The 22,846-nt window shown below is 74.1% G+C and carries 16 protein-coding genes; 11 read left to right on the forward strand and 5 right to left on the reverse strand.

The annotated features are described in order from the left end of the window. A partial coding sequence (locus IH45_RS0127445; RefSeq protein ID WP_158813277.1) for an amino acid adenylation domain-containing protein occupies positions 1-10,902 on the forward strand: 10,902 nt, incomplete at its 5' end. Continuing rightward, positions 10,899-11,114 carry an MbtH family protein gene (locus tag IH45_RS0127450; protein WP_030673985.1) on the forward strand — a complete coding sequence of 72 codons (216 nt, stop codon included), beginning with the start codon at positions 10,899-10,901 and terminating at the stop codon, positions 11,112-11,114. The genes IH45_RS0127445 and IH45_RS0127450, both read left to right, overlap by 4 nt. A gap of 149 nt (positions 11,115-11,263) precedes the next feature. Here IH45_RS0127450 and IH45_RS0127455 read toward each other — a convergent pair whose 3' ends face one another. Next, a complete protein-coding gene (locus IH45_RS0127455; RefSeq protein ID WP_158813279.1) occupies positions 11,264-11,455 on the reverse strand; it encodes a hypothetical protein in 192 nt (63 codons plus the stop codon). A gap of 204 nt (positions 11,456-11,659) precedes the next feature. Between IH45_RS0127455 and IH45_RS0127460 the strand changes: the two genes are divergently transcribed. Then, positions 11,660-11,983, forward strand: coding sequence for a hypothetical protein (locus tag IH45_RS0127460; RefSeq protein ID WP_030673989.1), 324 nt, complete (start codon positions 11,660-11,662; stop codon positions 11,981-11,983). Positions 11,984-12,012: 29 nt separating this feature from the next. Here IH45_RS0127460 and IH45_RS0127465 read toward each other — a convergent pair whose 3' ends face one another. After that, positions 12,013-12,213 carry a hypothetical protein gene (locus IH45_RS0127465; RefSeq protein ID WP_030673991.1) on the reverse strand — a complete coding sequence of 67 codons (201 nt, stop codon included), beginning with the start codon at positions 12,211-12,213 and terminating at the stop codon, positions 12,013-12,015. Positions 12,214-12,419: 206 nt separating this feature from the next. Here IH45_RS0127465 and IH45_RS0127470 point away from each other — a divergent pair, with 206 nt between their 5' ends. The 3 genes from IH45_RS0127470 to IH45_RS0127480 all read left to right on the forward strand — a co-directional run bounded on the left by IH45_RS0127470 (position 12,420) and on the right by IH45_RS0127480 (position 15,231). After that, a complete protein-coding gene (locus IH45_RS0127470; RefSeq protein ID WP_030673994.1) occupies positions 12,420-13,643 on the forward strand; it encodes a serine hydrolase domain-containing protein in 1,224 nt (407 codons plus the stop codon). Positions 13,644-13,772: 129 nt separating this feature from the next. After that, complete coding sequence (locus IH45_RS0127475; RefSeq protein WP_030673997.1) at positions 13,773-14,753, forward strand: hypothetical protein; 981 nt, start codon at positions 13,773-13,775, stop codon at positions 14,751-14,753. Between the two features lie 64 nt (positions 14,754-14,817). Further along, on the forward strand, positions 14,818-15,231 hold the full coding sequence (locus IH45_RS0127480; RefSeq protein ID WP_030674001.1) for a YchJ family protein: 414 nt from the start codon (positions 14,818-14,820) through the stop codon (positions 15,229-15,231). A 96-nt stretch (positions 15,232-15,327) separates the two neighbouring features. On the opposite strand, the gene IH45_RS0127485 is transcribed toward IH45_RS0127480, so the two are convergent. Together IH45_RS0127485 and ku are read right to left on the reverse strand one after the other, a co-directional pair. Continuing rightward, entirely contained in the window at positions 15,328-15,702 is a 375-nt protein-coding gene (locus IH45_RS0127485; protein WP_030674005.1) for an RNA-binding S4 domain-containing protein, read from the reverse strand. Positions 15,703-15,756: 54 nt separating this feature from the next. Then, positions 15,757-16,845 carry a non-homologous end joining protein Ku gene (ku, locus tag IH45_RS0127490; RefSeq protein ID WP_030674007.1) on the reverse strand — a complete coding sequence of 363 codons (1,089 nt, stop codon included), beginning with the start codon at positions 16,843-16,845 and terminating at the stop codon, positions 15,757-15,759. 63 nt (positions 16,846-16,908) lie between these two features. Here ku and ligD point away from each other — a divergent pair, with 63 nt between their 5' ends. The 5 genes from ligD (at position 16,909) to IH45_RS0127515 (ending at position 22,505) form a co-directional block, all read left to right on the forward strand. Continuing rightward, complete coding sequence (gene ligD / locus IH45_RS0127495; RefSeq protein ID WP_030674009.1) at positions 16,909-17,796, forward strand: non-homologous end-joining DNA ligase; 888 nt, start codon at positions 16,909-16,911, stop codon at positions 17,794-17,796. 315 nt (positions 17,797-18,111) lie between these two features. Then, the gene (snpA, locus tag IH45_RS0127500) at positions 18,112-18,777 is read left to right on the forward strand and encodes a snapalysin (protein WP_030674012.1); all 666 of its coding nucleotides are present in this window, start codon (positions 18,112-18,114) and stop codon (positions 18,775-18,777) included. Between the two features lie 150 nt (positions 18,778-18,927). Further along, on the forward strand, positions 18,928-19,272 hold the full coding sequence (locus IH45_RS1000000145470; protein ID WP_050515221.1) for a DUF2992 family protein: 345 nt from the start codon (positions 18,928-18,930) through the stop codon (positions 19,270-19,272). 374 nt (positions 19,273-19,646) lie between these two features. Then, positions 19,647-20,849 carry a lycopene cyclase family protein gene (locus IH45_RS0127510; protein ID WP_030674018.1) on the forward strand — a complete coding sequence of 401 codons (1,203 nt, stop codon included), beginning with the start codon at positions 19,647-19,649 and terminating at the stop codon, positions 20,847-20,849. Between the two features lie 54 nt (positions 20,850-20,903). Next, positions 20,904-22,505, forward strand: a complete 1,602-nt coding sequence (locus IH45_RS0127515; protein WP_050515222.1) for an FAD-dependent oxidoreductase — start codon at positions 20,904-20,906, stop codon at positions 22,503-22,505. 66 nt (positions 22,506-22,571) lie between these two features. On the opposite strand, the gene IH45_RS1000000148115 is transcribed toward IH45_RS0127515, so the two are convergent. Then, positions 22,572-22,715: a lasso RiPP family leader peptide-containing protein gene (locus IH45_RS1000000148115; RefSeq protein WP_107058732.1), complete on the reverse strand. Its 144-nt coding sequence runs from the start codon at positions 22,713-22,715 to the stop codon at positions 22,572-22,574. Between the last annotated feature and the right edge of the window lie 131 nt (positions 22,716-22,846).

The following is a 22,846-nucleotide window of genomic DNA, read 5'->3' on the forward strand; positions in this document are numbered from 1 at the left end:
GGTGGTGGTGTCCCGCCGATCGGTACGCCGGTTGCGGGTATGCGGGTGTATGTGCTGGATGTGGGGTTGCGGCCGGTGCCGCCGGGTGTGGTGGGGGAGCTGTATCTGGCGGGTGGCGGGCTGGCCCGGGGCTACGTGGGCCGTCCGGGGCTGACGGCGGAGCGGTTCGTGGCGTGTCCGTACGGGCCGCCGGGGGAGCGGATGTACCGCACCGGTGATGTGGTGCGGTGGCGGGACGATGGCCAGCTGGAGTTCGTGGGGCGGGCCGACGATCAGGTGAAGCTGCGGGGCTTCCGGATCGAGCCGGGGGAGGTGCGGGCCGCGCTGGCCGCGCATCCGGAGGTCGGCGCGGCGGCGGTCGTCGTACGCGAGGACCGGCCGGGGGACCGGCGGCTGGTGGCGTACGTAGTGCCCAACGGCGCAGTCGCCCCTCACCCCGGGGAGCTGCGGCGCTACTTGAGCGAGCGGCTGCCCGTGCACCTGCTGCCCTCCGCGATCGTCGTGCTGGACGCCCTGCCCCTCACCCCCAACGGCAAGCTCGACGCGCGAGCGCTGCCGGAACCCGGGCGGACCGCCGCGGGACGAGAACCCCGCGACGCCCGCGAAGAGATCCTCTGCGGCCTGTTCGCCGACGTGCTCGGCCTGCCCGGGGCGGGCGCCGACGACGACTTCTTCGACCTGGGCGGCCACTCCCTCCTCGCCACCCGGCTCGTCGGCCTCGCCCGCGCCGCGCTGGGCCGGGAGCTGACCATCCGCGCCCTGTTCGAGGCGCGCACCCCCGCCGCGCTGGCCCGGCGCGTGGACGGCGCGGCGGCCGCCCGCCCCGCCGTCGTACGCGCCGAACGGCCCGCCCGGCTGCCCCTGTCGTACGGACAACGGCGCCTGTGGTTCCTGTACCGGCTGGCGGGCCCGGGCGCGGGCTACAACGTGCCGCTGGTGCTGCGGCTGCGCGGCGCGGTGGACACGGACGCGCTGGACGCGGCGCTGGGCGACGTGGTGGCGCGGCACGAGGCGCTGCGGACGGTGTTCGCCGAGGGTACGGACGGCGAGCCGTACCAGGTGGTCCGCGACCACGACGCGGGCCGGTCGTATCTGACGGTGACATCGAGCGGGGCTGCGTCGCCGGAGGTGGAGAGGGCCGCGCGGTATGCGTTCGACCTGGCGGCGGAGATCCCGTTCCGGGCCGAGCTGTTCGTGGGTGATGGGGACGAGTCGGTGCTGGTGGTGCTCGTGCATCACATTGCGGCGGACGGGTGGTCGCTGGGGCCGTTGTGGCGGGATGTGGTGGCGGCGTATGAAGCGCGGAGGGGTGGCGACGCGCCTGCATGGGACGCGTTGCCGGTGCAGTACGTGGATTTCGCGCTGTGGCAGCGGGAGTCGCTGGAGGACACGAGGAGCCAGGTGGAGTTCTGGCGCGCTGAACTGGCAGATGCCCCGCGGGAGTTGACGCTGCCGTATGACCGTCCGCGTTCCGCCGCTCTCAATCATCGGGGTGCGACGGTGCCGTTCCGTTGGGATGCGGAGTTGCACGGTCAGGTGGTGGGGCTGGCCCGGGAGTGCGGGGTGAGCGTGTTCATGGTGGTGCAGGCCGCCGTGGCGGCGCTGCTGACCCGGCTGGGGGCGGGCACGGACATTCCGCTGGGCTCGGCGGTGGCGGGCCGTACCGACGCCGCGCTGGACGATGTCGTGGGCTTCTTCGTCAATACGCTGGTACTGCGTACCGATACCTCGGGCGACCCGTCGTTCCGTGAGCTGCTGCGTCGGGTCCGGGAGAAGGACCTTCGGGCGTACGCGCACCAGGACCTGCCCTTCGAGCAGCTGGTCGAGGCCCTGAACCCGGACCGCTCCGCCGACCGCAACCCGCTCTTCCACGTGGCCCTCACGATGAGCAACACGTCCGGGACCGGATACGGACTACCCGGTGCCGAAGCCGAGGAGATCCACGTTTCCACCGGCATCGCCAAGGTGGACCTCACCTTCGCCGTACGTGAGCGCCGGGGCGCCGGGCGGGTGCCGGACGGGCTCGAAGGGGAGGCGGAGTTCCGTACGGACCTGTTCGACGCGTCCACCGTCGAAAGCCTGCTCGCGCGCCTGCGCAGGCTGCTCGAAGCGGCCGTCGCGGCCCCGGAACGGACCATCGGCAGCCTGGAGATCCTCACCGCCGCTGAGCGGCACGCGCTGCTGGAGACCGTCAACGCCACCGCCCGCGCGCTGCCCGCCGCGACGCTGTCCAGCCTGTTCGAGGCGCAGGTGGCCCGTACGCCCGACGCGGTGGCACTCGAATCGCCGGACACCCGGCTCACCTACGCCGAGCTCGACGCCCGCGCCAACCGCCTGGCCCGGCTGCTGGCCGGCCGGGGTGCCGGCCCGGAAGGCGTGGTGGCGCTGGCGCTGCCGCGCTCCGCCGAACTGATCACGGCCGTGCTCGCCATCCAGAAGACCGGCGCCGCCCACCTCCCCGTCGACCCCGGTCACCCGGCCGCACGCATCGTCCACCTGCTTCGCGACGCGTCCCCTGCGCTCCTGGTCACCGACCACGCGACCGGCGGCGCGCTGCCGGACACCGCCGTGCCCCGCCTCCTCCTGGACGCGAGCGACACGGAACGCGCCCTCGCCGCCCTGCCGGACACCGGCCTCACCGACGCCGACCGCCGGACTCCCGCACGTGCCGACAACCCCGCGTACGTGATGTACACCTCGGGATCCTCCGGCACGCCGAAAGGCGTGGTGGTCTCCCACCGTGGCATCGCCTCCCTCGCCGCGACCATGGACGACAGCTGCAATGCCGGAGTGGACAGCCGGGTGCTGTACTTCGCCTCGCCCAGCTTCGACGCGTCGTTCTGGAACCTGTGCATGGCCCTGCTGACGGGCGCCCGCCTCGTCGTCGTGCCCGCGGACCGCCTGCTGCCGGGCGCACCCCTCGCCGAGACCGTGACCGCGTACGGCGTGACGCACCTGACCCTGCCGCCCTCGTCCCTGGCGGCGCTCGCCCCCGGCAGCCTGCCCGAAGGCATCACGATCACGGTGGCGGGCGAGGCGTGCTCCGCTGAAGTGGTGGCGGGGTGGGCGTCGGGCCGTTCGGTGGTCAACGCGTATGGGCCGACCGAGGCGACGGTGTGCGCGACGGTGTCCGGGCGGCTGGAGGGTGGTGGTGTCCCGCCGATCGGTACGCCGGTTGCGGGTATGCGGGTGTATGTGCTGGATGTGGGGTTGCGGCCGGTGCCGCCGGGTGACCGGCCGGGGGACCGGCGGCTGGTGGCATACACGGTGCCCACCGGGACCGCCCACCAGCCGGACGGCAGCGCCCCCGATCCCGCGGACGTACGGGAATTCCTCCGCGCCCGGCTGCCCGACCACCTGATCCCGGCCTCGATCGTGTTCCTGGACGCCCTGCCGGTGACGGCCAACGGCAAACTGGACCGCCCCGCGCTGCCCGCGCCGGACACCGGCGCGCGGCCCGCCGGCCGCGCGCCCCGCACGCCCGCGGAAGAGGTCCTGTGCGGCCTGTTCGCCGAGGTGCTGGGAGTGGCCGCGGCCGGTCCCGAGGACGGTTTCTTCGCGCTCGGCGGCCACTCGCTGCTGGTCACCCGGCTGGTCAACCGGATCCGCGCCGTGCTGGGCGCGGAACTCGAACTCCGCGCCGTCTTCGAGACGCCCACCCCCGCCGCCCTGGCCGCCCGCCTCGGCGGCACCACGGCCCGGCCCCGCCCCGCGCTCCGCCCGCGGCCCAAGCCCGACCGGGTGCCCCTGTCGTCCGGGCAGCGGCGCCTCTGGACGCTGCACCGCATGACCGGCCCGAGCGCGGCGTACAACGTGCCGCTGGTACTGCGGCTGCGCGGAACCGTGGACGCCGACGCGCTGGACGCGGCGCTGGGCGACGTGGTGGCGCGGCACGAGGTGCTGCGGACGGTGTACGCCGAAGGCCCGGACGGCGGTGAGCCGTACCAGGTGGTGCGCCCGGCGGACGGCCCCTTCCTCGTACGGACACCGGCGGCGGACCGGACCGCCGACGCGATGACGGCCGCGGTGCGGCGCGCGACACGGTATGCGTTCGACCTGTCGGCGGAAGTCCCGTTCCGGGCCGAGCTGTTCGTGGGTGGTGGGGATGAGTCGGTGTTGGTGGTGCTTGTGCATCACATTGCGGCGGACGGTTGGTCGCTGGGGCCGTTGTGGCGGGATGTGGTGGCGGCGTATGAAGCGCGGAGGGGTGGCGACGCGCCTGCATGGGACGCGTTGCCGGTGCAGTACGCGGATTTCGCGCTGTGGCAGCGGGAGTCGCTGGAAGGCAATGAGGGCGAGGTGGAGTTCTGGCGTGCCGAACTGGCCGATTTGCCAGCCGAGTTGGCGCTACCGTACGACCGCCCCCGCCTCGCCGCTCCCGATCACCGCGGCGCGATCGTGCCGTTCCGTTGGGATGCGGTGTTGCACGGCCGGGTGGTGGGGCTGGCCCGGGAGTGCGGCGCGAGTGTGTTCATGGTGGTGCAGGCCGCCGTGGCGGCGCTGCTGACCCGGCTGGGAGCGGGCACGGACATTCCTCTCGGAACGCCCGTGGCAGGCCGCTCGGACGCGGCACTGGACGATGTGGTGGGCTTCTTCGTCAATACGCTGGTGCTGCGTACCGATACTTCGGGCGATCCGTCGTTCCGTGAGCTGCTGCGTCGGGTCCGGGAGGCGGACCTGCGGGCGTACGCGCATCAGGACCTGCCCTTCGAGCAGCTGGTCGAGGCCCTGAACCCGGACCGCTCCGCCGGCCGCAACCCGCTCTTCCAGATCGCCCTGGCCGTGGACACGCCCTCCGGAGGCGCCCTGTCCCTGCCCGGCGTCACGGTCGAGCAGGAGGAGGCGCACACCGGCACCGCCAAGTTCGACCTGTCTTTCCGGCTCACCGAGCGCCGGACGCCGGACGGGACGCCCGCCGGGGTGGACGGGTCGGTCGAGTTCGCCACCGCGCTGTTCGACCGCGACACCGCCGAGAGCCTGGCCGTACGGCTGCGGCGGCTCCTGGAAGCGGCCGTCGCGCGGCCCGGGCAGCCCGTCGGGCAGGCGGACATCCTCTCGCCGGGGGAGCGCCGTCTGCTGCTGCACCGGTGGAGCGGTCCAGTGCGCGGACTGCCGACGGGCCTGCTTCCCGCGCTGTTCGAGCAGTGGGCCGCCCGGCTGCCCGACGCGCCCGCCCTGGTGGAGGGAACGCGGTCGGCGACGTACGCGGAGACGAACGCCGACGCCAACCGCCTCGCCCACCTGCTGATCGGCCGCGGCGCGGGGCCCGAGCGCATCGTCGCCCTCTGCCTGCCCCGGTCCGCCGCGGCCGTCCGGGCCGCCCTCGCCGTGGCCAAGACCGGCGCGGCCCACCTCCCCGTCGATCCCGCACTGCCGCGGCAGCGGATCGACTGCCTGCTGCGAGACGCCGCGCCCGCCCTCGTCGTGACAACCGCCGACGCCGTCCGCGGACTGCCGCCGGACGGGCCGCCGTACATGGTGCTGGACGCCGGGGACACGGCTGGCCTGCTCACCGGGCAGCCGGACCACGACCCCACCGACGCCGACCGGCTCGCGCCTCTCCGGCCGTCGCACCCGGCGTACGTCATCCACACCTCCGGCTCCACCGGCGCGCCCAAGGGCGTCGCGGTGCCCCACACGGGCCTGCACGCCCTCGCCGCCGCCCAGGTGGCCCGCTTCGGGCTGCGCCCGGGCAGCCGGGTGCTGCAGTTCGCCTCGCCCGGCTTCGACGCCTCCGTGATGGAGACGCTGATGGCCTTCGCCTCCGGCGCCACGCTGGTCGTGCCGCCGGACGGGCCGCCGACGGGGCAAGTGCTCGCGGAGTTCCTGGCGCGCGAGCGGATCAGCCACTGCCTGATCCCGCCGACGGTGCTGGCCGGCGTTCCGCAGGCCGCGCTGCCGGACCTGGAGACGCTGGTCATCGGCGGTGAGGCGGGCACCGCCGCGCTGGTGGCCCGCTGGTCGCCGGGGCGCCGCATGATCAACGCGTACGGGCCGACCGAGGCGACCATCTGCGCCACGCTCAGCGAGCCCCTGCACGGCACCGGCACCCCGCCGATCGGCGCGCCCGTCACCCACAGCCGGGCCTACGTGCTGGACGCGGGCCTGCGGCCGGTGCCGCCGGGCGTGACGGGGGAGTTGTACCTGGCAGGCGCCGGACTGGCGCGGGGATATGTGGGGCGCCCTGGGCTGACGGCGGAGCGGTTCGTGGCCTGCCCGTACGGGCCGCCGGGGGAGCGCATGTACCGCACCGGTGACCTGGCGCGGTGGCGGGCCGACGGTCAGCTGGAGTTCGCGGGGCGGGCCGATGACCAGGTGAAGGTGCGGGGCTTCCGTATCGAGCCGGGGGAGATCGAGGCCGCCCTGCTCGCCCACCCCGCCGTCGCCCGCGCCGCGGCGGCCGTCCGTACGGACGCGTCGGGCACCGCGCGCCTCGTCGGCTATGTGGTCGCCGCACCGGAAGGCACAGCCCCCGAACCGGGCGCCGTACGGGAGTTCCTGCGCACCCGCCTGCCGGAGCACATGGTCCCGGCCGCCGTCGTCCCCCTCGACACCCTGCCCACCACGGTCGGCGGCAAGCTCGACCGGCGTGCCCTGCCCGACCCCGGCTTCGCCGCATCGGCGGACGGGCGCGCGCCCCGCACAACCGAGGAAGAGGTGCTGTGCGGCCTGTTCGCCGAGGTGCTGCGGCTGCCCACGGTCGGGGTGGACGACAGCTTCTTCGACCTCGGCGGCGACTCCCTGCTGGCCACCAGGCTGGCCGCACGCATCCGTACCGTCCTGGGCACCGAACTCGACCTGCGGGCCCTCTTCGCCGCACCGACCGTCGCCGGTACGGCCGGACGGCTGCGCACCGCCCGGCGGCCCCGGCCAGCGCTCCGCCCCGCCGCCCGGCCGGACCCGGTGCCGCTGTCCCACGCCCAGCGCAGCCTGTGGTTCCTGCACCGCCTCGAAGGACCGAGCGCCACCTACAACGTCCCCCTGGCCCTGCAGCTGACCGGTGACCTGGACGCCCCTGCGCTGTGTGCCGCGCTGGTGGACGTCATGGACCGGCACGAGGTGCTGCGCACGGTCCTGCCCGAGACCGACGGCGTACCCCGGCAGACCGTGCTCGGCCGGGACGCCGCGCACGCCGCCGTCACCCGCACGGACCTGACCGGCGCCGCTCCGGACGAGGTGACCGCACGCATCCGCGCCGCCGCCCGCCGGGCCGTCGACCTGACCCGTGAACTCCCGCTCCGCGCCGAACTGCTCGCCCTCGGCCCCGGGGAACACCTCCTGCTCTTCGTCGTGCACCACATCGCCGCCGACGGCTGGTCCTTCGTCCGCCTGTGGCGCGACCTGGCCCACGCCTACACCGAACGCCGCGCCGGCCGCACCCCCGACCTGCCGCCGCCGCCCGTCCAGTACGCCGACTACGCCCTCTGGCAGCACGAACTCCTCGGCGACCCGGACGACCCGGACAGCCTCCTCGCCGAACAGCTCCGATACTGGACCGCGCACCTGCGCGACCTGCCCGACCAGCTGACACTGCCCACCGACCGGCCGCGCCCCGCGCAACCCGGAGGCCGCGGCGCCCACCTGGCCTTCTCCTGGGACGCGGCCGAGCACCAGCGGCTCGCCGCGCTGGCCCGGGACTGCGGGGCGAGCGTGTTCATGGTCGTACAGGCCGCGCTCGCGGCCCTGTTCACCCGGCTGGGCGCCGGTACGGACATCCCCATCGGCACCCCCGCCGCCGGACGGACCGACGAAGCACTGGACGATGTGGTCGGCTTCTTCGTCAACACCCTCGTCCTGCGCACCGACACCTCCGGCGACCCCACCTTCCGCGCACTCATCGAGCGCGTACGGGACGTCGACCTCGCCGCCTGCGCCCACCAGGACGTCCCCTTCGAACGCCTCGTGGAAGCCCTCAACCCGCCCCGCACGGCCGCCCGCCACCCGCTCGTCCAGACGCTGCTCACCTGGCAGTCCGCCGCCGGCCGCGAACTGGAACTGCCCGGCCTGACCATCACCCCGCTGTCCACCGGCACCGGCACCGCCCGGCTCGACATGGAGATCAACGCCACCGAGCACCGCGCGCCCGACGGAACCCCCGCCGGGGTCGCGGCCACGGTCGAGTTCAGCAGCGACCTCTTCGACCGCCCCACCGTCGAGGCGTTCATGGCGCGGCTGCGACGCATCACCGACGCCGCGACGGCCGACCCCGATCAGCGGATCAGCCGGCCCGGCATCCTCTCCGGACCGGAACGCCGCACCTTGCGCGAACGGAACGACACCGCGCACGGCGTCCCCGACACGGTCCTCCCGCGCCTCTTCGAGGACCGCGCGGCCACCGACCCCGGCGCCCCCGCCCTCCACTACGCCGACCTCACCCTCACCTACGCCGAACTCGACGCCGCCGCGAACCGCCTCGCCCGCCTGCTCGCCGCACGCGGAGCCGGACCCGAGAGCGTCGTCGCGCTGGCCCTGCCCCGTACGCCCGCCATGGTCACCGCCGTACTCGCCGTCCTCAAGGCAGGCGCCGCCTACCTCTTCCTGGACCCCGACCACCCCGCCGAGCGCCTGGCCTTCATGCTCGGCGACACCCGGCCCGTCCTGCTGGTCACCGGCCTGGCCACCGCACCGTCCCTGCCCGCCACGGACATCCCGCGCCTCATCCTGGACGAGGACGCCACGGCCGAGGAACTGCGCACCCTGCCGGACACCGGCCTCACCGACGCCGACCGGCGCGCGCCGCTCAGGCCGCAGCACCCCGCGTACGTCATCTACACCTCAGGCTCCACCGGCACCCCCAAGGGCGTCGTCGGCGTGCACCGGGGATGCGTCAACCGGCTGCTGTGGTGCTCCCGTACCTACCCCTGGCACGCCGGACAGCCGGTACTCGCCAAGACCACCCTGAGCTTCATCGACGGCACCACCGAACTGCTGGGCGCCCTGCTGCACGGCGCGCCGGTCGTCCTCGCCGACTCCCTCACCGCCCGCAGCCCGGCGGACCTGGCCGCCCTCGTCGCCCGGCACCGCGCCACCCGCATCACCGTCGTACCCAGCCTGCTGGCCGCCCTCCTCGACGGCGACACCGGCCTGCTGGCCAGCTGCACCCTGTGGGTGACCAGCGGCGAGACCCTGCCGCCCGCCCTCTCCCAGCGGTTCGCCGACGCCCTCCCGCACGCCCGCCTGGTCAACTTCTACGGCGCCTCCGAAGCCGGTGGCGACAGTCTGCACGCCGTCGCCGACGGCCCCGACGTGGCCGCCGGAACACCCATCTGGAACACCCACGTCCACGTCCTGGACGCCGCGCTGCGCCCGGTGCCGCCCGGCGTACCCGGCGAGATCCACCTCACCGGCGCCGGCCTCGCCCGCGGCTACCTCCACCGCCCCGCCCTCACCGCAGAACGCTTCGTGGCCGACCCGTACGGCGCGCCCGGCGAGCGCATGTACCGCACCGGCGACCTGGGGCGGCAGCGGCCCGACGGCGTCGTGGAATACCTCGGCCGGGTGGACGACCAGGTCAAGATCCACGGCGTACGGATCGAGCTGGGCGAGGTGCAGGCCGCGCTGCTCGCCCACCCCGACGTGGACCGCGCCGCCGTGGCGGTCCGCGAGGACACCCCCGGCCGCAAGCAGCTCGTCGCGTACGCCGTTCCCGCCCCCGGCACCGAACCGGACCCCGCACAGCTGCGCCGGTTCCTGCGCGAGCGGCTGCCCCGGTTCATGGTCCCCGCCGCCGTGGTCCTCCTGGACGCCCTGCCCCTGACCGCCAACGGCAAGCTGGACCGGCGCGCGCTGCCCGCCCCCGACTTCACCGCCCCGGAGGGCGGCCGGGCGCCGGGCACCCCGCCCGAGGAACTGATGGGCACGCTCTTCGCCGAAATCCTCGGCCTGCCCGCGGTGGGCGCCGACGACGGATTCTTCGACCTCGGCGGCGACTCGCTGCTGGCGGCCCGCCTCATCAGCCGCGTCCATACGGTCTTCGGCGCCGACCCCGGCCTCCGCGCCCTGTTCGAGGCACAGACGCCCGCCGGGCTCGTACGGACCCTGTACGAAGCGTCCACCTCGACGGCGGACGCCCTGGACGTCCTGCTGCCGCTGCGCCCGCACGGCAGCCGCCCGCCGCTGTTCTGCGTCCACCCCGCCTCCGGCATCAGCTGGCCGTACGCCGGACTGCTGCGCCACCTCCACGACCGCCCGGTATTCGGCCTTCAGGCCCGCGGCCTGACCGAACCCGGCGCCCGCCCCGCCACCATCGAGGCCATGGCCGCCGACTACCTCGACCGCGTCCGCGCCGTCCAGCCGACCGGCCCCTACCACCTGCTCGGCTGGTCCTTCGGCGGCGCCGTCGCCCACGCGATGGCCACCCGCCTCCAGGAACAGGGCGAAAAAGTCGCGCTCCTGGCCCTCCTGGACGCCGCGCCCCTCCAGGCCGACCCCGACCGTGTCCTGCCGCACCACACCGCCCGCGACGTGGCCTTCCTGTTCGTCGACGCGGTGAGCCCCGACGCCGCCCGACGCGGCCTCGACCCCGCCCGGGCCGCGGACATCCTCCGTGGCCAGGGCAGCGCGCTGGCCGCCCTGCTGGAGGAACCCCTCGTCACGGCCGTGGCACAGACCCTGACCGACAACACCCGCCTGCGCCGGCACACCTTCCGGCCCGCCGTCCACGAGGGCGACCTCCTGCTGTTCAAGGCGGAGCCCGAGCACGGCGAAGCGCACTGGTCGGCGGAGGCGTGGCAGCCGTACGTCGCCGGCACCGTCCACACCCACGACGCCCGGTGCGAACACGGCCACATGATGCAGCCGCACGCCCTGGACCGCATCGGCCCCGTCCTCGCCGCCGCACTGGCCGGCACGACACCCCCGTACGAACCCGCCCCGCCGACACCCCCTAGGAGCCGGACGTGACCAACCCGTTCGAAGACCCGGACGCCGCCTACCTCGTCCTCGTCAACGACGAGAACCAGCACTCCCTGTGGCCCGCGGCCGCCGAACTCCCCGGCGGCTGGGCCGTCGTCCACGGCGAGGACACCCGCCAGGGCTGCCTGGACCATGTCGCGGAACGCTGGACGGACATGCGGCCGAAATCCCTGGTGGAGGCGATGGAAGGGGACACCTGACCGAAAGCCGCCGGGCCGGGGCCCCGACCGGGGCCGGGCCCGCCGCTTCCGGTGAAGACGGCGGGTCCGGCTGCTTTCGTGAAGGCGGTGAAGGCGGTGGGGCCGGCTGTTCCCGTGAGGACGGCGGGCCCGGCCGCCTTCCCGAGCGCTCAGCCACTGCGGCCGGGCGGCGTCTCCTGATCCTCCCGGGGATCGAGCCCCAGCGCATCGATCAGCATCGCCAAGTCCTCCGCGCTCTCCGCGCGCCCGGCGAGCACCAGCCGCGCCCGCCGTCGCTCCCGGTCATGCGTACGCCGTGCCGCGTCCGGCCCCGGCCCCGTGGTGGGGGTCTCCTCGCTCATGCCGGCCATGATCGGTGATCGGGGCCCCGTGGCGCGTATCGGACGGGTCACTTTGGCCAAGTCTCTTCTGCCGCCCATCTCCGTCGCTCACCTCTCCTCTCGCGGGCCCGGCCCGCGTTCCCGCCCGCATTCCCCCGGCCGCTGTGAGACACGACTCGGCGGGACGGCTGGCCCCGACCCGCCCCCGGTTGTTAGGGAGGGAGCATGAGTACGCAGCACAAGACCAGGACGGGCACCGCCACCGACACGGACCCCACCACCACCGACGTGCCGCCCACCCTCACCGTGACGGCGGTGAGCACGATCGAGCCGGCCTCCCCGGACGACCGGGGTTCCGACTCGTGGATGGTCATCGAGACCGCCGAGCGGGGCCAGTTGCTCCTGAACCTGCCGGGCCCGCTGCACCAGGCGGTCAAGCAGGCCACATACCTCCCCTCGCACCTCGCGGGTGACGGCCGGCTGCCGCTGAGCGAGGCGGACAGCGCCGCCTACCGCAAGCGCATCGCCGCCCTGGCGCACCACGACTGAACCCCTGCGGCAGCCCACGGCGATGCGGGCTACGGCAGATACCGCTCGATGGCCGCCGCCCCCTTCTCCTCGATGAGCCTGCGGGCCTCCTCGACCCGCTCCGGCGTCGGTTCCAGTCCCCTGGCCATGACCAGGTCCTCCGGGTCGAACGGGCGCTCACCGCCCGTATAGAGCTCCCGCAGCCGCGCGGCGCGGGCCTCGTCGGAGTCCGGAGTGCTGTCCTTGCCCATGGCGCCTCCCGAAAGATCGCTCGGGTCCGGAGGGACCACCGGGCCGGCAGTGCCTCCGCTGCTTCCATCATGGGGCCGGTCCCGCACCACCGCACGGCGGAAGGCCGGTACGGCCCCGGCCGCCACGTCAACCCCGGCCCGCCCTCCGGCGTCATTCATGCCACAGGGACGCGCTCGGCTCCCTCAAGACGCCGGAGGCACCGCCGATGAAGCAACGGACCTTGCGTACCGCGTTCCTCGCCCTCACCGCCGCCGCCGCACTGGCCGGCACGAGCTCGGCACCCGTGTACGCGGCGGCGCCCGCCCCACAGGCACCCGGCCACGGCCACGAAGCCACCCGCACCGCCCTCCGCCAACTGGTGGACGCGGGCCGCATCCCCGGCGTTGCCGCCGAGGTCCGCAACGGGAAGGAGAGATGGTTCGGCTCGGCGGGTGTCGCCGACGTCGATACGGGGCGCAGACGCTCGGGCGACGACCACTTCCGGGCGGCGAGCATCACCAAACCGTTCATCGCCACCGTCCTCCTGCAACTGGCGGGGGAGGGGGCGTTGAGCCTGGACGACACGGTCGACAAGTGGCTGCCCGGTCTGGTGCGCGGCAACGGCAACGACGGCCGCATGATCACCGTGCGCCAGCTGCTCAACCACACCAGCGGCCTGCCCAGCCACACCGGGGACCGGGAATTCCAGACCAACGCGTCGGGCAGCGGTTTCCCGGAGCACCGCTACGACGACCACACGCCCGAAGAGCTGGTGGCCGTAGCGCTGAAGTATCCGCCGGTGGCCGCACCGGGGGTGAAGGCCAGCTATTCGAACACCAATTACGTGCTCGCCGGCATGGTCATCCAGGCGGTGACCGGTGAGACGTACGCCGACGAGGCGACGCGCCGCATCATCGAGCCGCTGCGCCTGCGCGGAACGAAGTTCCCCGGCAGCGACGCGAGCATGTCGGCCCCGCACCCCGTCGCCTACTCCCGGCTGCACGACCCGGCCCCCGACGCACCGGTCCACGACGCCACCGAGCAGAACATGACCTGGCTGGGCGCGTCCGGCGACCTGATCTCCACCCTCGGGGACCTCAACACCTTCCAGCGTGCGCTGTTGCGCGGCGAGTTGCTGCACCGTGAACAGATGAGGGAACTGCTCGACGTGGTGCCGGCGGGCGACGGGTTCGCGTTCGGGCTCGGCGTGGAGACCACCACCCTGTCCTGCGGGGTGCCGGTGGTGGGCAAGACCGGCCGTACCAACGGGTCGATGTCCGCCACGGTCGCCACGCGGGACGGTGGCCACCGGCTCACGTTCAACATGAACGGCGACTGGCTGGCGGACGGGGCCCTCTACCTGAACGTGATCGAGGCGGAGTTCTGCGGCAGGATTCCGGCACCGGCCGACCGGTCGCACGGGGTCCGGCCGCCCGCGCTCGCCGAGTAGCGGGGCGGCCGTCCTGCGGCGGTCTTCCCACGTGGCCCCCGGTGTGCTTCCCTGGTCTGCCGGTGCCGGTGTGAAGTGCACCTGACATGAGCCGCCGGCCGTACGCGCGACGCGACCAGGGGCGGCCCGATGACCCAGCGCTGGGTGGCACCGCTGCTCGGGGTGATGGCTCTGGCCCTGGTCGGGGCCTTCGGCTGGGGCGTCGTCTTCGCCTCCGACCCCACGGACGCACCGTCCGGCCCCGAGAACGCCCGGCCTCCGGCCGCGACCGCACCGGCACCCGGCGGCGGCACCTCCGAACCGCCGCCGGACCCCGCCTCCTCCGGCCCCGGCCGCGAGCCGGACGGTCCGGCCGTCCCCGCGCTGTACCTCGGCGATTCCCTGGCCATGGAGAGCCAGGACGTCCTGGCCCAACGGCTCGCCGCGACCGGCCGCGCGAAGCTGCACGCCGCCCCGCACTCCGGTACGACGCTGTGCGACCTCCTCACGTCCTGGCGCGGGAAGTCGCTCGTCCCCGCCCGGGACAAGGCGGCCGCACTGGTACGGACGGTGCGGCCGCGCGTCGTGATCCTCCAGTTCTGGGGGAACGCCTGGGGCTACACGCCGTGCATGGCCGGCGCCACGTACGGTAGGGAGGGCTACTACGCGCGGTACGCGGCCGACGCGCGGGCGCTGACCGGGGAGATCGCCGCGGCGGCGCGGGACGCCGGTCTCGCCCGGCCGAAGATCGTCTGGGCCTCCCAGGCCCCCGACGCCTTCCACCCGGACCGCGTCCGCCGGGTCAACGCCCTGTACGCCGCCCAGGCCGCCGCGGCCGGTGACCTCTACGCGGACGCGGGCCGTACGCTCGGCCCCGCCGGCGACCGCTACCGCTGGACCCGCCAACTGCCCTGCGACACCTACGAACGCGCCCACCCCGGGTACTGCACCCACCCGGCCCCCGGCGGCGGCACCACCGATCTGCACCGCACCGATGACGCCCTGCACTTCTGCCTGGCACCGACGACCACCACGCCCCGCCCCTGCCCTGTGCGGTCGCCGGGCATCGACCGTTTCGCCCGCGCCGTGACGGCCACGGTCGACGGCTGGCTGCGCGGTGCCGCCGGCTGACCGCCGACCGCCGCTCCCGGCCCCCGCCGCCCGGCCGGGCATCCGCAGCGGTCACAATCGGGAGGTGTCCAAGAACCACGCACGCCGGCGACCGGCGATCGACCCCACCTCCGCCTGCCCCTGCGGCCTGGAAGCGTCCTACGGGGAGTGCTGTGCCCGCTTCCACCGGGGCGAGGCCGCCGCGCCGACGGCCGAGCGGCTGATGCGCTCGCGCTACAGCGCCTTCGCGGCCGGTGACGCTCCGTACCTGCTGCGCACCTGGCACCCCGCGACGCGCCCGGCGGGCGTGGAGTTCGAGCCGGGGCAGCGGTGGACGCGCCTGGAGATCGTCGGCACGACGGGCGGGAGCGCGTTCCACAGCGAGGGCACCGTGGAATTCCGCGCGCACTACACGCTGCACGGCGAGCCCGGCGTACAGGAGGAGAACAGCCGCTTCGTGCGGGACGAGGGCGCCTGGGTGTACCTGAGCGAGCTGTGAGCGGGCCGGGCGGCCGTACGCGCGAGGGCCGTACGGGCGGCGGGCGTTCCCGTACGGCCGCCGCCCCGCCCGTACGAGAACGCCCGTCCCGGACGCTCAGCGGCCCCGCAACTGCTCCATCTCGCGCCGGTCGCGCTTGGTGGGCCGGCCGGTGCCCCGGTCGCGCTGCCCGACCGCGACGATCTCCTCGCGGGGCGGCGGCGGGGGACTGTTGTCGACGAAGCACTCCGCGGCGATCGCGGCGCCGACCCGCTTGCTCACGAGACGCGAGACCACGACGACGCGCTCGCGCCCGGCGTGCCGCAGCCGCACCTCGTCGCCCGGACGCACCCCCTGGGCGGCCTTCGCCCGTTCACCATTGACCCGCACATGCCCGCCGCGACAGGCCGTCGCGGCCATCGAACGCGTCTTGGTCAGCCGGACGGACCAGATCCAGCTGTCGACGCGCACCGTTCCCTCGTCTGAAGCCATGCACCGACTCTAAGCCTGCCGGACCCCGCTCCGGGCCCGCCCGCGCCACGCCCCTCAGGCCGAAGCCCTCCGGCCGGTCTTCTTCGCGGTGCTCTTCTTGGCGCCGGACCGGGCCGCCGAGGTTTTCGCCGCGGCTTTCTTCCCGGCCGCGCCCCCGCCCGCCGCGGCCTTCTTCCCGCCGGACGCGGCTGTCCTGCCGGAGGCGGACTTCTTGGCGGCCGGCCCGGACGTCTTGCGGGCCGCCGTCTTCTTGGCCCCGCTGCCGGACGCGGTCTTCGCCGCGGCCTTCTTCGCCGTCTTGCGGCTGCCGAGCTGCGTGACCGAGGCCTCGTCCGCGTCCTCATCGGCGGCCCCGCCACCCTCCCCGCGCGACTCCCGCGCCGCCCGCACGCTGTTCTCCAGCGCGGCCATGAGGTCGATGACCTTGCCGCCGCGCGGCGCGGCCCTGGGCGCGGTCGGCTCCCCGCCCTCCAGCTTCGCGGTGACCAGCTCCTCGACGGCCTCCCGGTAGTCGTCGTGCAGCTCCGACTCGTCCAGCTCGCCGAGCGAGTCCATCAGGGTCTCGGCGAGGGTCAGCTCGTTCTCCCGGATCTCCACCTTCTCGCTCGGCGCCACGGCGTTCGCCGAGCGGATCTGGTCCGGCCACAGCAGCGTGTGCATCGCGATCGCCCCGTCGTGCGCCCGCAGCATGGCCAGCGTCTCCCGCCCGTGCATGGCCACCTTGCCGATCGCCACCTTCTCCTGGTGCTCCAGGGCGTCCCGCAGCAGCGCGTACGGCTTGGTGGCGGCGACGCCGTTGGGCCCCAGGAAGTAGGACTTGTCCAGCTGGAGCGGGTCGATCTCGTCCGCGCCGACGAAGGCAAGGATGGTCAGCGTCTTGGTCGTCGGCAGCGGCAGCTTGGCCAGGTCCTCGTCGGTGATCGGCACGATCGTGTCGTCCGCGGCCTGGTAGCCCTTGCCGACCTCCTCGGTGGGGACCTCCTCCCCGTCCAGCTCGCAGACCTTGCGGTAGTGGATCCGGCCGCCGTCCTTCGCGTGGATGCGGACGAACGAGACGGAGGCCGTGCGCTCGGTCGCGCTGTAGGTCTTCACGGGGATGCTGACCAGCCCGAAGGAGATCGACCCGTTCCACACCGATCGCATGTCTCATCCCCTCACATGGGTTTCGTATGGGTCCCCAGAGGTTCTGTATGGGATTGTCATGGTATGTCGCCAATCACCGTCGTGGAGGGGCGGCGGCTGTCGCTCACCAACCTGGACAAGGTCCTGTATCCGCGGACCGGCACCACCAAGGGCGAGCTGCTGCACTACTACGCCACCACCGCCGGTGCGCTGCTCGCCCACATCCACGACCGGCCCGCCTCCTTCCTGCGGTATCCCGACGGGCCCGACGGCGAGACGTTCTTCGCGAAGAACGTGCCGCCCGGGACGCCCGCATGGGTGAAGACCTGCGACGTACCCGGCAGCACGGCCAAGAACCGCCGGCAGGTGCTGGTGCGCGACGTACCGACCCTGATGTGGGCCGCGAACCTGGTCGTGGAGCTGCACACCCCGCAGTGGACCGCCGATGCGCCGCGCGTCGCCGACCGCCTCGTGTTCGACCTCGATCCCGGGGAGCCCGCCACGATCGTGGAGTGCTGCGGGGTGGCCCGGTGGCTGCGCGAGCGCCTGCTGGCCGACGGCCTGAACGTGTACGCCAAGACCAGCGGCTCCAAGGGCCTGCACATCCTCGTGCCGATCGAGCCGACGCCCTCGGAGGACGTCACCGCGTACGCGAAGGACATCGCCGTCGAGGCCGAGCGGACCCTGCCCGGTCATGTCGTGCACCGGATGACCAAGGCGCTGCGGCCGGGGAAGGTCTTCATCGACTTCTCGCAGAACTCGGCGTCGAAGACCACCGCCGCGCCCTACACGGTGCGCGCCCGCGCGCTGCCCACCGTCTCCGCGCCCGTGACCTGGGACGAGATCGAGGCCTGTTCGGACCCTGAACAGCTCACGTTCCTGTTCGACGAGGTCGCCGCGCGCCGCGAGCGCGACGGCGACCTGCTCGCGCCGCTGCTCAACCTCAACCGCGCCCGGCCGCTGCCCCGCTGAGGCCCGCCCGCCACCGCGCCGCCCGCCGCCTGCTCTCCGCGTCGGCACTCACACCTGCGTTGGTCGTAGGCCGTCTACGTCATCTGACGAAGGCGGTGATGACGCGGGCAGGTGCCACGTTCCCATGCCGCGAGTGTGAACGGCACCTTCCGCACCCGTAACACCCGGCCGCAACGCGGTCGTTGCAACCTGCCGAACGGTCGGCCGGTCAGGGCGATAACACGGCACTATCGCCAATAGCTGTCATCCGCTGGGACCTTGATTCCTCCACAATCCCGGTACCAAATCCCTCCCACGGATGAAGAGGTTTCCCCCATGAGACCCATGCGTACGGTTCTCACCACCGTGCTCGGCCTCGGTCTGGCCGCCTCCCTCGGTACCGTCCCCGCCACCGCCGCCTCCGCTCCCGCCGCCCCCTCCGGCACGAGCGTCTCCACCCCGGCGTCCATAGCCAAGTACGCCGGCTCGGCCGGCGAAGCCGCGGCCAACAAGGCGTTCTTCCAGGCGGTCATGAAGTCGGCCGCCGCCAAGCGCGCCGCCAACCCCGGCGTCCTGGCGGTCACCGTCACGTACAACGCCTCCAGCGCGCCCACGTTCCGCAGCCAGATAGCGCGCAGCACGCAGATCTGGAACAGCTCCGTGCGCAACGTGAAGCTCCAGGAAGGCTCCAGGGCCGACTTCACGTACCGCGAAGGCAACGACTCCCGCGGCTCCTACGCGAGCACCGACGGCCACGGGCGGGGCTACATCTTCCTCGACTACCGGCAGAACCAGCAGTACAACTCCACGCGCGTGGTGGCCCACGAGACCGGCCACGTGCTCGGCCTGCCCGACCACTACTCGGGCCCCTGCAGCGAGCTGATGTCGGGTGGCGGCCCCGGCCCCTCCTGCCAGAACACCAACCCGAACGCGCAGGAGCGCGCCCGGGTGGACGCCCTGTGGCGCAACGGCATCGCGGCCCGTCCGGTCCCGGCCTCCTGAACGCCGGTCCCCTGACCGCCTGACCCCCTGACGGCCGCCGCGCGGCGAGCAGCACCCTCCGCGCGGCGGCCATACGGTTGTGGCCGGCCGCGCGGCGACTCCCCCCGCGGCCGTCCCACGGGCCCGGCGGTACGGAAGAGCCGTTGCCCGGTGGCGCGGACTCCCGCATCATCACGGGTCGGATCGGAAGATCAGCTGGCCTTCGCGCTCCGCGAGGCGGACGCCCTGATCGCGCGGGCGCTCGCCGCGCCCGCCGTGGAGGCGGTGTCCGCCGCGCGCCCGTACCGGGCGAACCCGAAGCGGCTGGCCCGCGCCGCCGCCCGGGAGCAGGCGGCGCGGCCGGTGAGCACCGCCGCGCAAGAGGCCCTCGCCCGGAGTTTCGCGCAGGCGAAGGCGGAGCACCGGGTCGCGGCCGAGCGGCGGCGGGCGGCGGTGGCCGAGGAGCGCAGGGCGCGGGCGCGCACGAAGGCGAAGGCCCGGCACCGGGGCCGCTGACGCGCGCGGATCAGGGCCGGTCGGCACTTGCGCGATATGCGTCACATCGATCCGGTTTGGCGGAATGGTGCCCTGTGGTTTATCGTTCAATTGATCACGGGTTACGTGGACCCTACACCGACAGGTGACCGGCGTCCCGCCCGTGCCCCGACTGCCCCGGCCAGCTCCCCCCGTCTGGCCGGGGCTTTCTCCGTTCCGCGGCCTCCGACGGCGCCGCGCGCGTGGCGGACTCCCGATCGGGCGGCTTCGCCCGGCGACCGGCGTGGTGGTGGCCGCGGTGGCGATTCCCCCGGTAGAAACCGTGCGGACGGGCACCCGAAGACCTGGTGGCGTGCCGGTCGGCGCGGTGCCCGGCGGGACGGGAGGGAGTCGGCGTGTACGAGACGGAGGTGGCCGTCGTGGGCGGCGGCGCCGCGGGCCTGTCCCTCGCCCACCGGCTCTGCGCCCCGCCGCCCGGGGCCCGCCACCCCCGGGTGACCGTCGTGGACGCGCCGCCCGGCCCCCTGCGTCCCCCCGAGCGCACCTGGTGCTACTGGGAAGCGCCCGGCGGCGAGTACGACGGCGTCCTGGCGGCCTCCTGGGACCGGCTGCGCGTGTACGGCGCCGACGGCGCCCCGGTGACCGGGCGCCCGGGGCCGCTCCGGTACAAGATGATGCGCTCCGGCGCGTTCGAAGAGCTGGTGGGCGCACGGCTCGCCGCGGCACCGGCCGCGCACCGGCTGACGGCCGTGGTCGAGGACGTACGCGCGCTGCCGGACGGCGCCGAGGTCCGGGGTGTGACACCCGAGGGCGACCCGCTGCGGCTGCGTGCCCGCTGGGTCTTCGACTCCCGGCCGCTCCCCGCCCTGCCGCCCGCCCGCACCACCCTCCTCCAGCACTTCCACGGCTGGTTCATCCGCACCGAACGGCCCGAGTTCGACCCCACGACCGCCGATCTGATGGACTTCCGCACCCCGCAGCCGGACCACGGCCTGTCGTTCGGCTACGTCCTCCCGCTCAGCCCGTACGAAGCGCTGGCCGAATACACCGAGTTCTCCGCCGCCCCGCTCGACGAGGCCGCCTACCACCGCGCGCTGCGCCACTACCTGGCGGAGGTCCGCGCGCTGGGCCCCTACCGCGTCACCGCCTCCGAGCAGGGTGTCATCCCGATGACCGACGCGCGCTTCCCGCGCGCTGCCGGGCCCGGCGTCTTCCGCATCGGCGCCGCCGGCGGCGCCACCCGGCCGTCCACCGGCTACACCTTCGCCGCGGTCCAGCGCCAGACCCGGGCCATCGCCACCGCCTTCCACCAAGGCCGCACCCCGGCCCCGCCGCCCCCGCACTCCGCCCGGTCGCGGCTGATGGACGCCGTCCTGCTGCGCGCCCTGGACAGCGGGCGCATCGACGGCGCCGGCTTCTTCACCGGGCTGTTCCGCGGCGTACCGATGGAACGGCTGCTGCGTTTCCTGGACGGAGGCACCCGCCTGCGCGAGGACCTGTCCATCGGCCTGCATACTCCCGTACTGCCCATGCTGCGCACCGTGGCGGAACTGCCCGGCCTGCGCCGCCGCCCGCCCGTACGCCCGGCCCGTACGTAAGACACCCGCAGTCCCGCGCACAACGCCCCGCCCGCAACAGGAAGAGACCGCCCGATGACGACCCCGCCGCCTGACGCCGCACCGACCGCCGCCGGGCGCTCCCGCCGCTCCACCCGCCCCGCCGCGCCGCGCCGGGGCCGGGACCGGCGGGCCCGCGTCGTCCCGCCACCCCGGGGCCGGGCCAGGATCAGCGGCGAGGCGCCGCACACGGCGGTGATCGGCGGCGGCATCGCCGGGCTCGCCGCGGCCACCGCACTGGCCGAGCGAGGCGTACGGGTCACGCTGTACGAGAAGGAGGCGGGCCTCGGCGGGCGGCTGTCCGGGCGTCAGGTCCAGCTCGCCGACGGCTTCCGGGCCACCATGACGCGCGGTTTCCACGCCTTCTTCCGCCAGTACTACAACCTGCGGGGTCTGCTGCGCCGGGCCGACCCGGCGCTGGGCATGCTCACCGGACTGCCCGACTACCCGCTGCGCCACAGCAGCGGCCTGCGCGACAGCTTCGCGCACGTCCCGCGCACCCCGCCGTGGAGCGCGCTCGGCTTCGCCCTGCTCAGCCCGACCTTCACCCTGCGCGAGATGGCCCGGATGAACCCGCGCGCCGCGCTGCCGCTGCTCGACATCCGCACACCCGGCGTCTACGAGCGCCTGGACGGCGTCAGCGCACGCGACTTCCTGGACCGCATCCGCTTCCCCGAAGCGGCCCACCACCTGGCGTTCGAGGTGTTCTCCCGCAGCTTTTTCGCCGATCCCGGGGAACTGTCCGCCGCCGAAATGGCGTTGATGTTCCACATCTACTTCCTCGGCTCCAGCGAGGGGCTGCTGTTCGACGTGCCCGACGAACCGTTCCCGCAGGCGCTGTGGGAGCCACTGGGCCGCTACCTGAGCGGGCACGGCGTCGCGGTCCACACCGGCTGCGCGGTGGAGACCGTCGAGCCCCGCCCGGACGGCGGCGTGACCGTACTGGGCTCGCACGGCGCGGCGCGCCACGACGCGGTGGTGCTCGCCCTCGACACCGCCGGACTGCGCGGCCTGGCCGCCGCCTCACCCCAGCTGGGCGACCGGGACTGGCGCGAGCGGCTGCGGCGGCTGCGGACCGCGCCGCCGTTCCTCGTCTCCCGGCTCTGGCTCGACCGGCCGGTGGCCCCGGACCGGCCGGGCTTCCTCGGCACCAGCGGCTTCGGCACGCTCGACAACGTCAGCGTGCTGGAGCGCTGGGAGGGCGAGGCGGCCCGGTGGGCGTCCCGCACCGGCGGCTCGGTGGTCGAACTGCACGCGTACGCGCTGCGTACGGACACCGACCGGCGGGCCCAGCAGGACCGGCTGCTGGACCAGCTGTCCCGCGTCTACCCCGAGACGCGCGAGGCGAAGGTGGTCGACGCACAGCACGAATGGCGCGCCGACTGCCCCCTGTTCCCGGTGGGCGGCTACCAAAACCGCCCCACCGTCCGCACGCCCGACCCGGCGGTGATGGTGGCCGGAGACCTCGTACGCACGGAACTCCCGGTGGCCCTCATGGAACGCGCGGCCACCACGGGCTTCCTCGCCGCGAACGCGCTGCTGGCGCGTTGGGGCGTACGCGGCCAGACGCTGTGGACGGTGCCGGACCGCGGGCGGTCGGCGGTGCTGCGGGGGCTGGCGCGGATGGCAGGGGGCTGACAGCGGGACGACGGCCGGTGGCAGGGGACGGCCCCGCCGCATTGCGGCGGGGCCTCGGCCGGTCGGTCACCACCACCCGTGGCCGCGCCCGCCGAAGGCGTCCCAGTGGTGCCCGTGGAACCCGAGCGTCAGCTCGGTGAAGTCCCCGGCCTCGACCAGCTCCGGCGCCTCGTATCCGACCGTCTCGTACTGCTCCTGGGTTTCCGGCATGGGATGTGTCTCCTTCCCGAGGTGCCGCGCAGCCACCGAACACAAGCCGTGGTCAGAGGCCACACGACGTGTCCGGAAACGATGCTGCCAGGTCAACACCTGCCTGCCGTTACCTCTAATGAGTGATGGAG

It is taken from the genome of Streptomyces rimosus subsp. rimosus, assembly GCF_000720725.1.
GTDB classification, from domain to species: Bacteria; Actinomycetota; Actinomycetes; order Streptomycetales; family Streptomycetaceae; genus Streptomyces; species Streptomyces rimosus_A.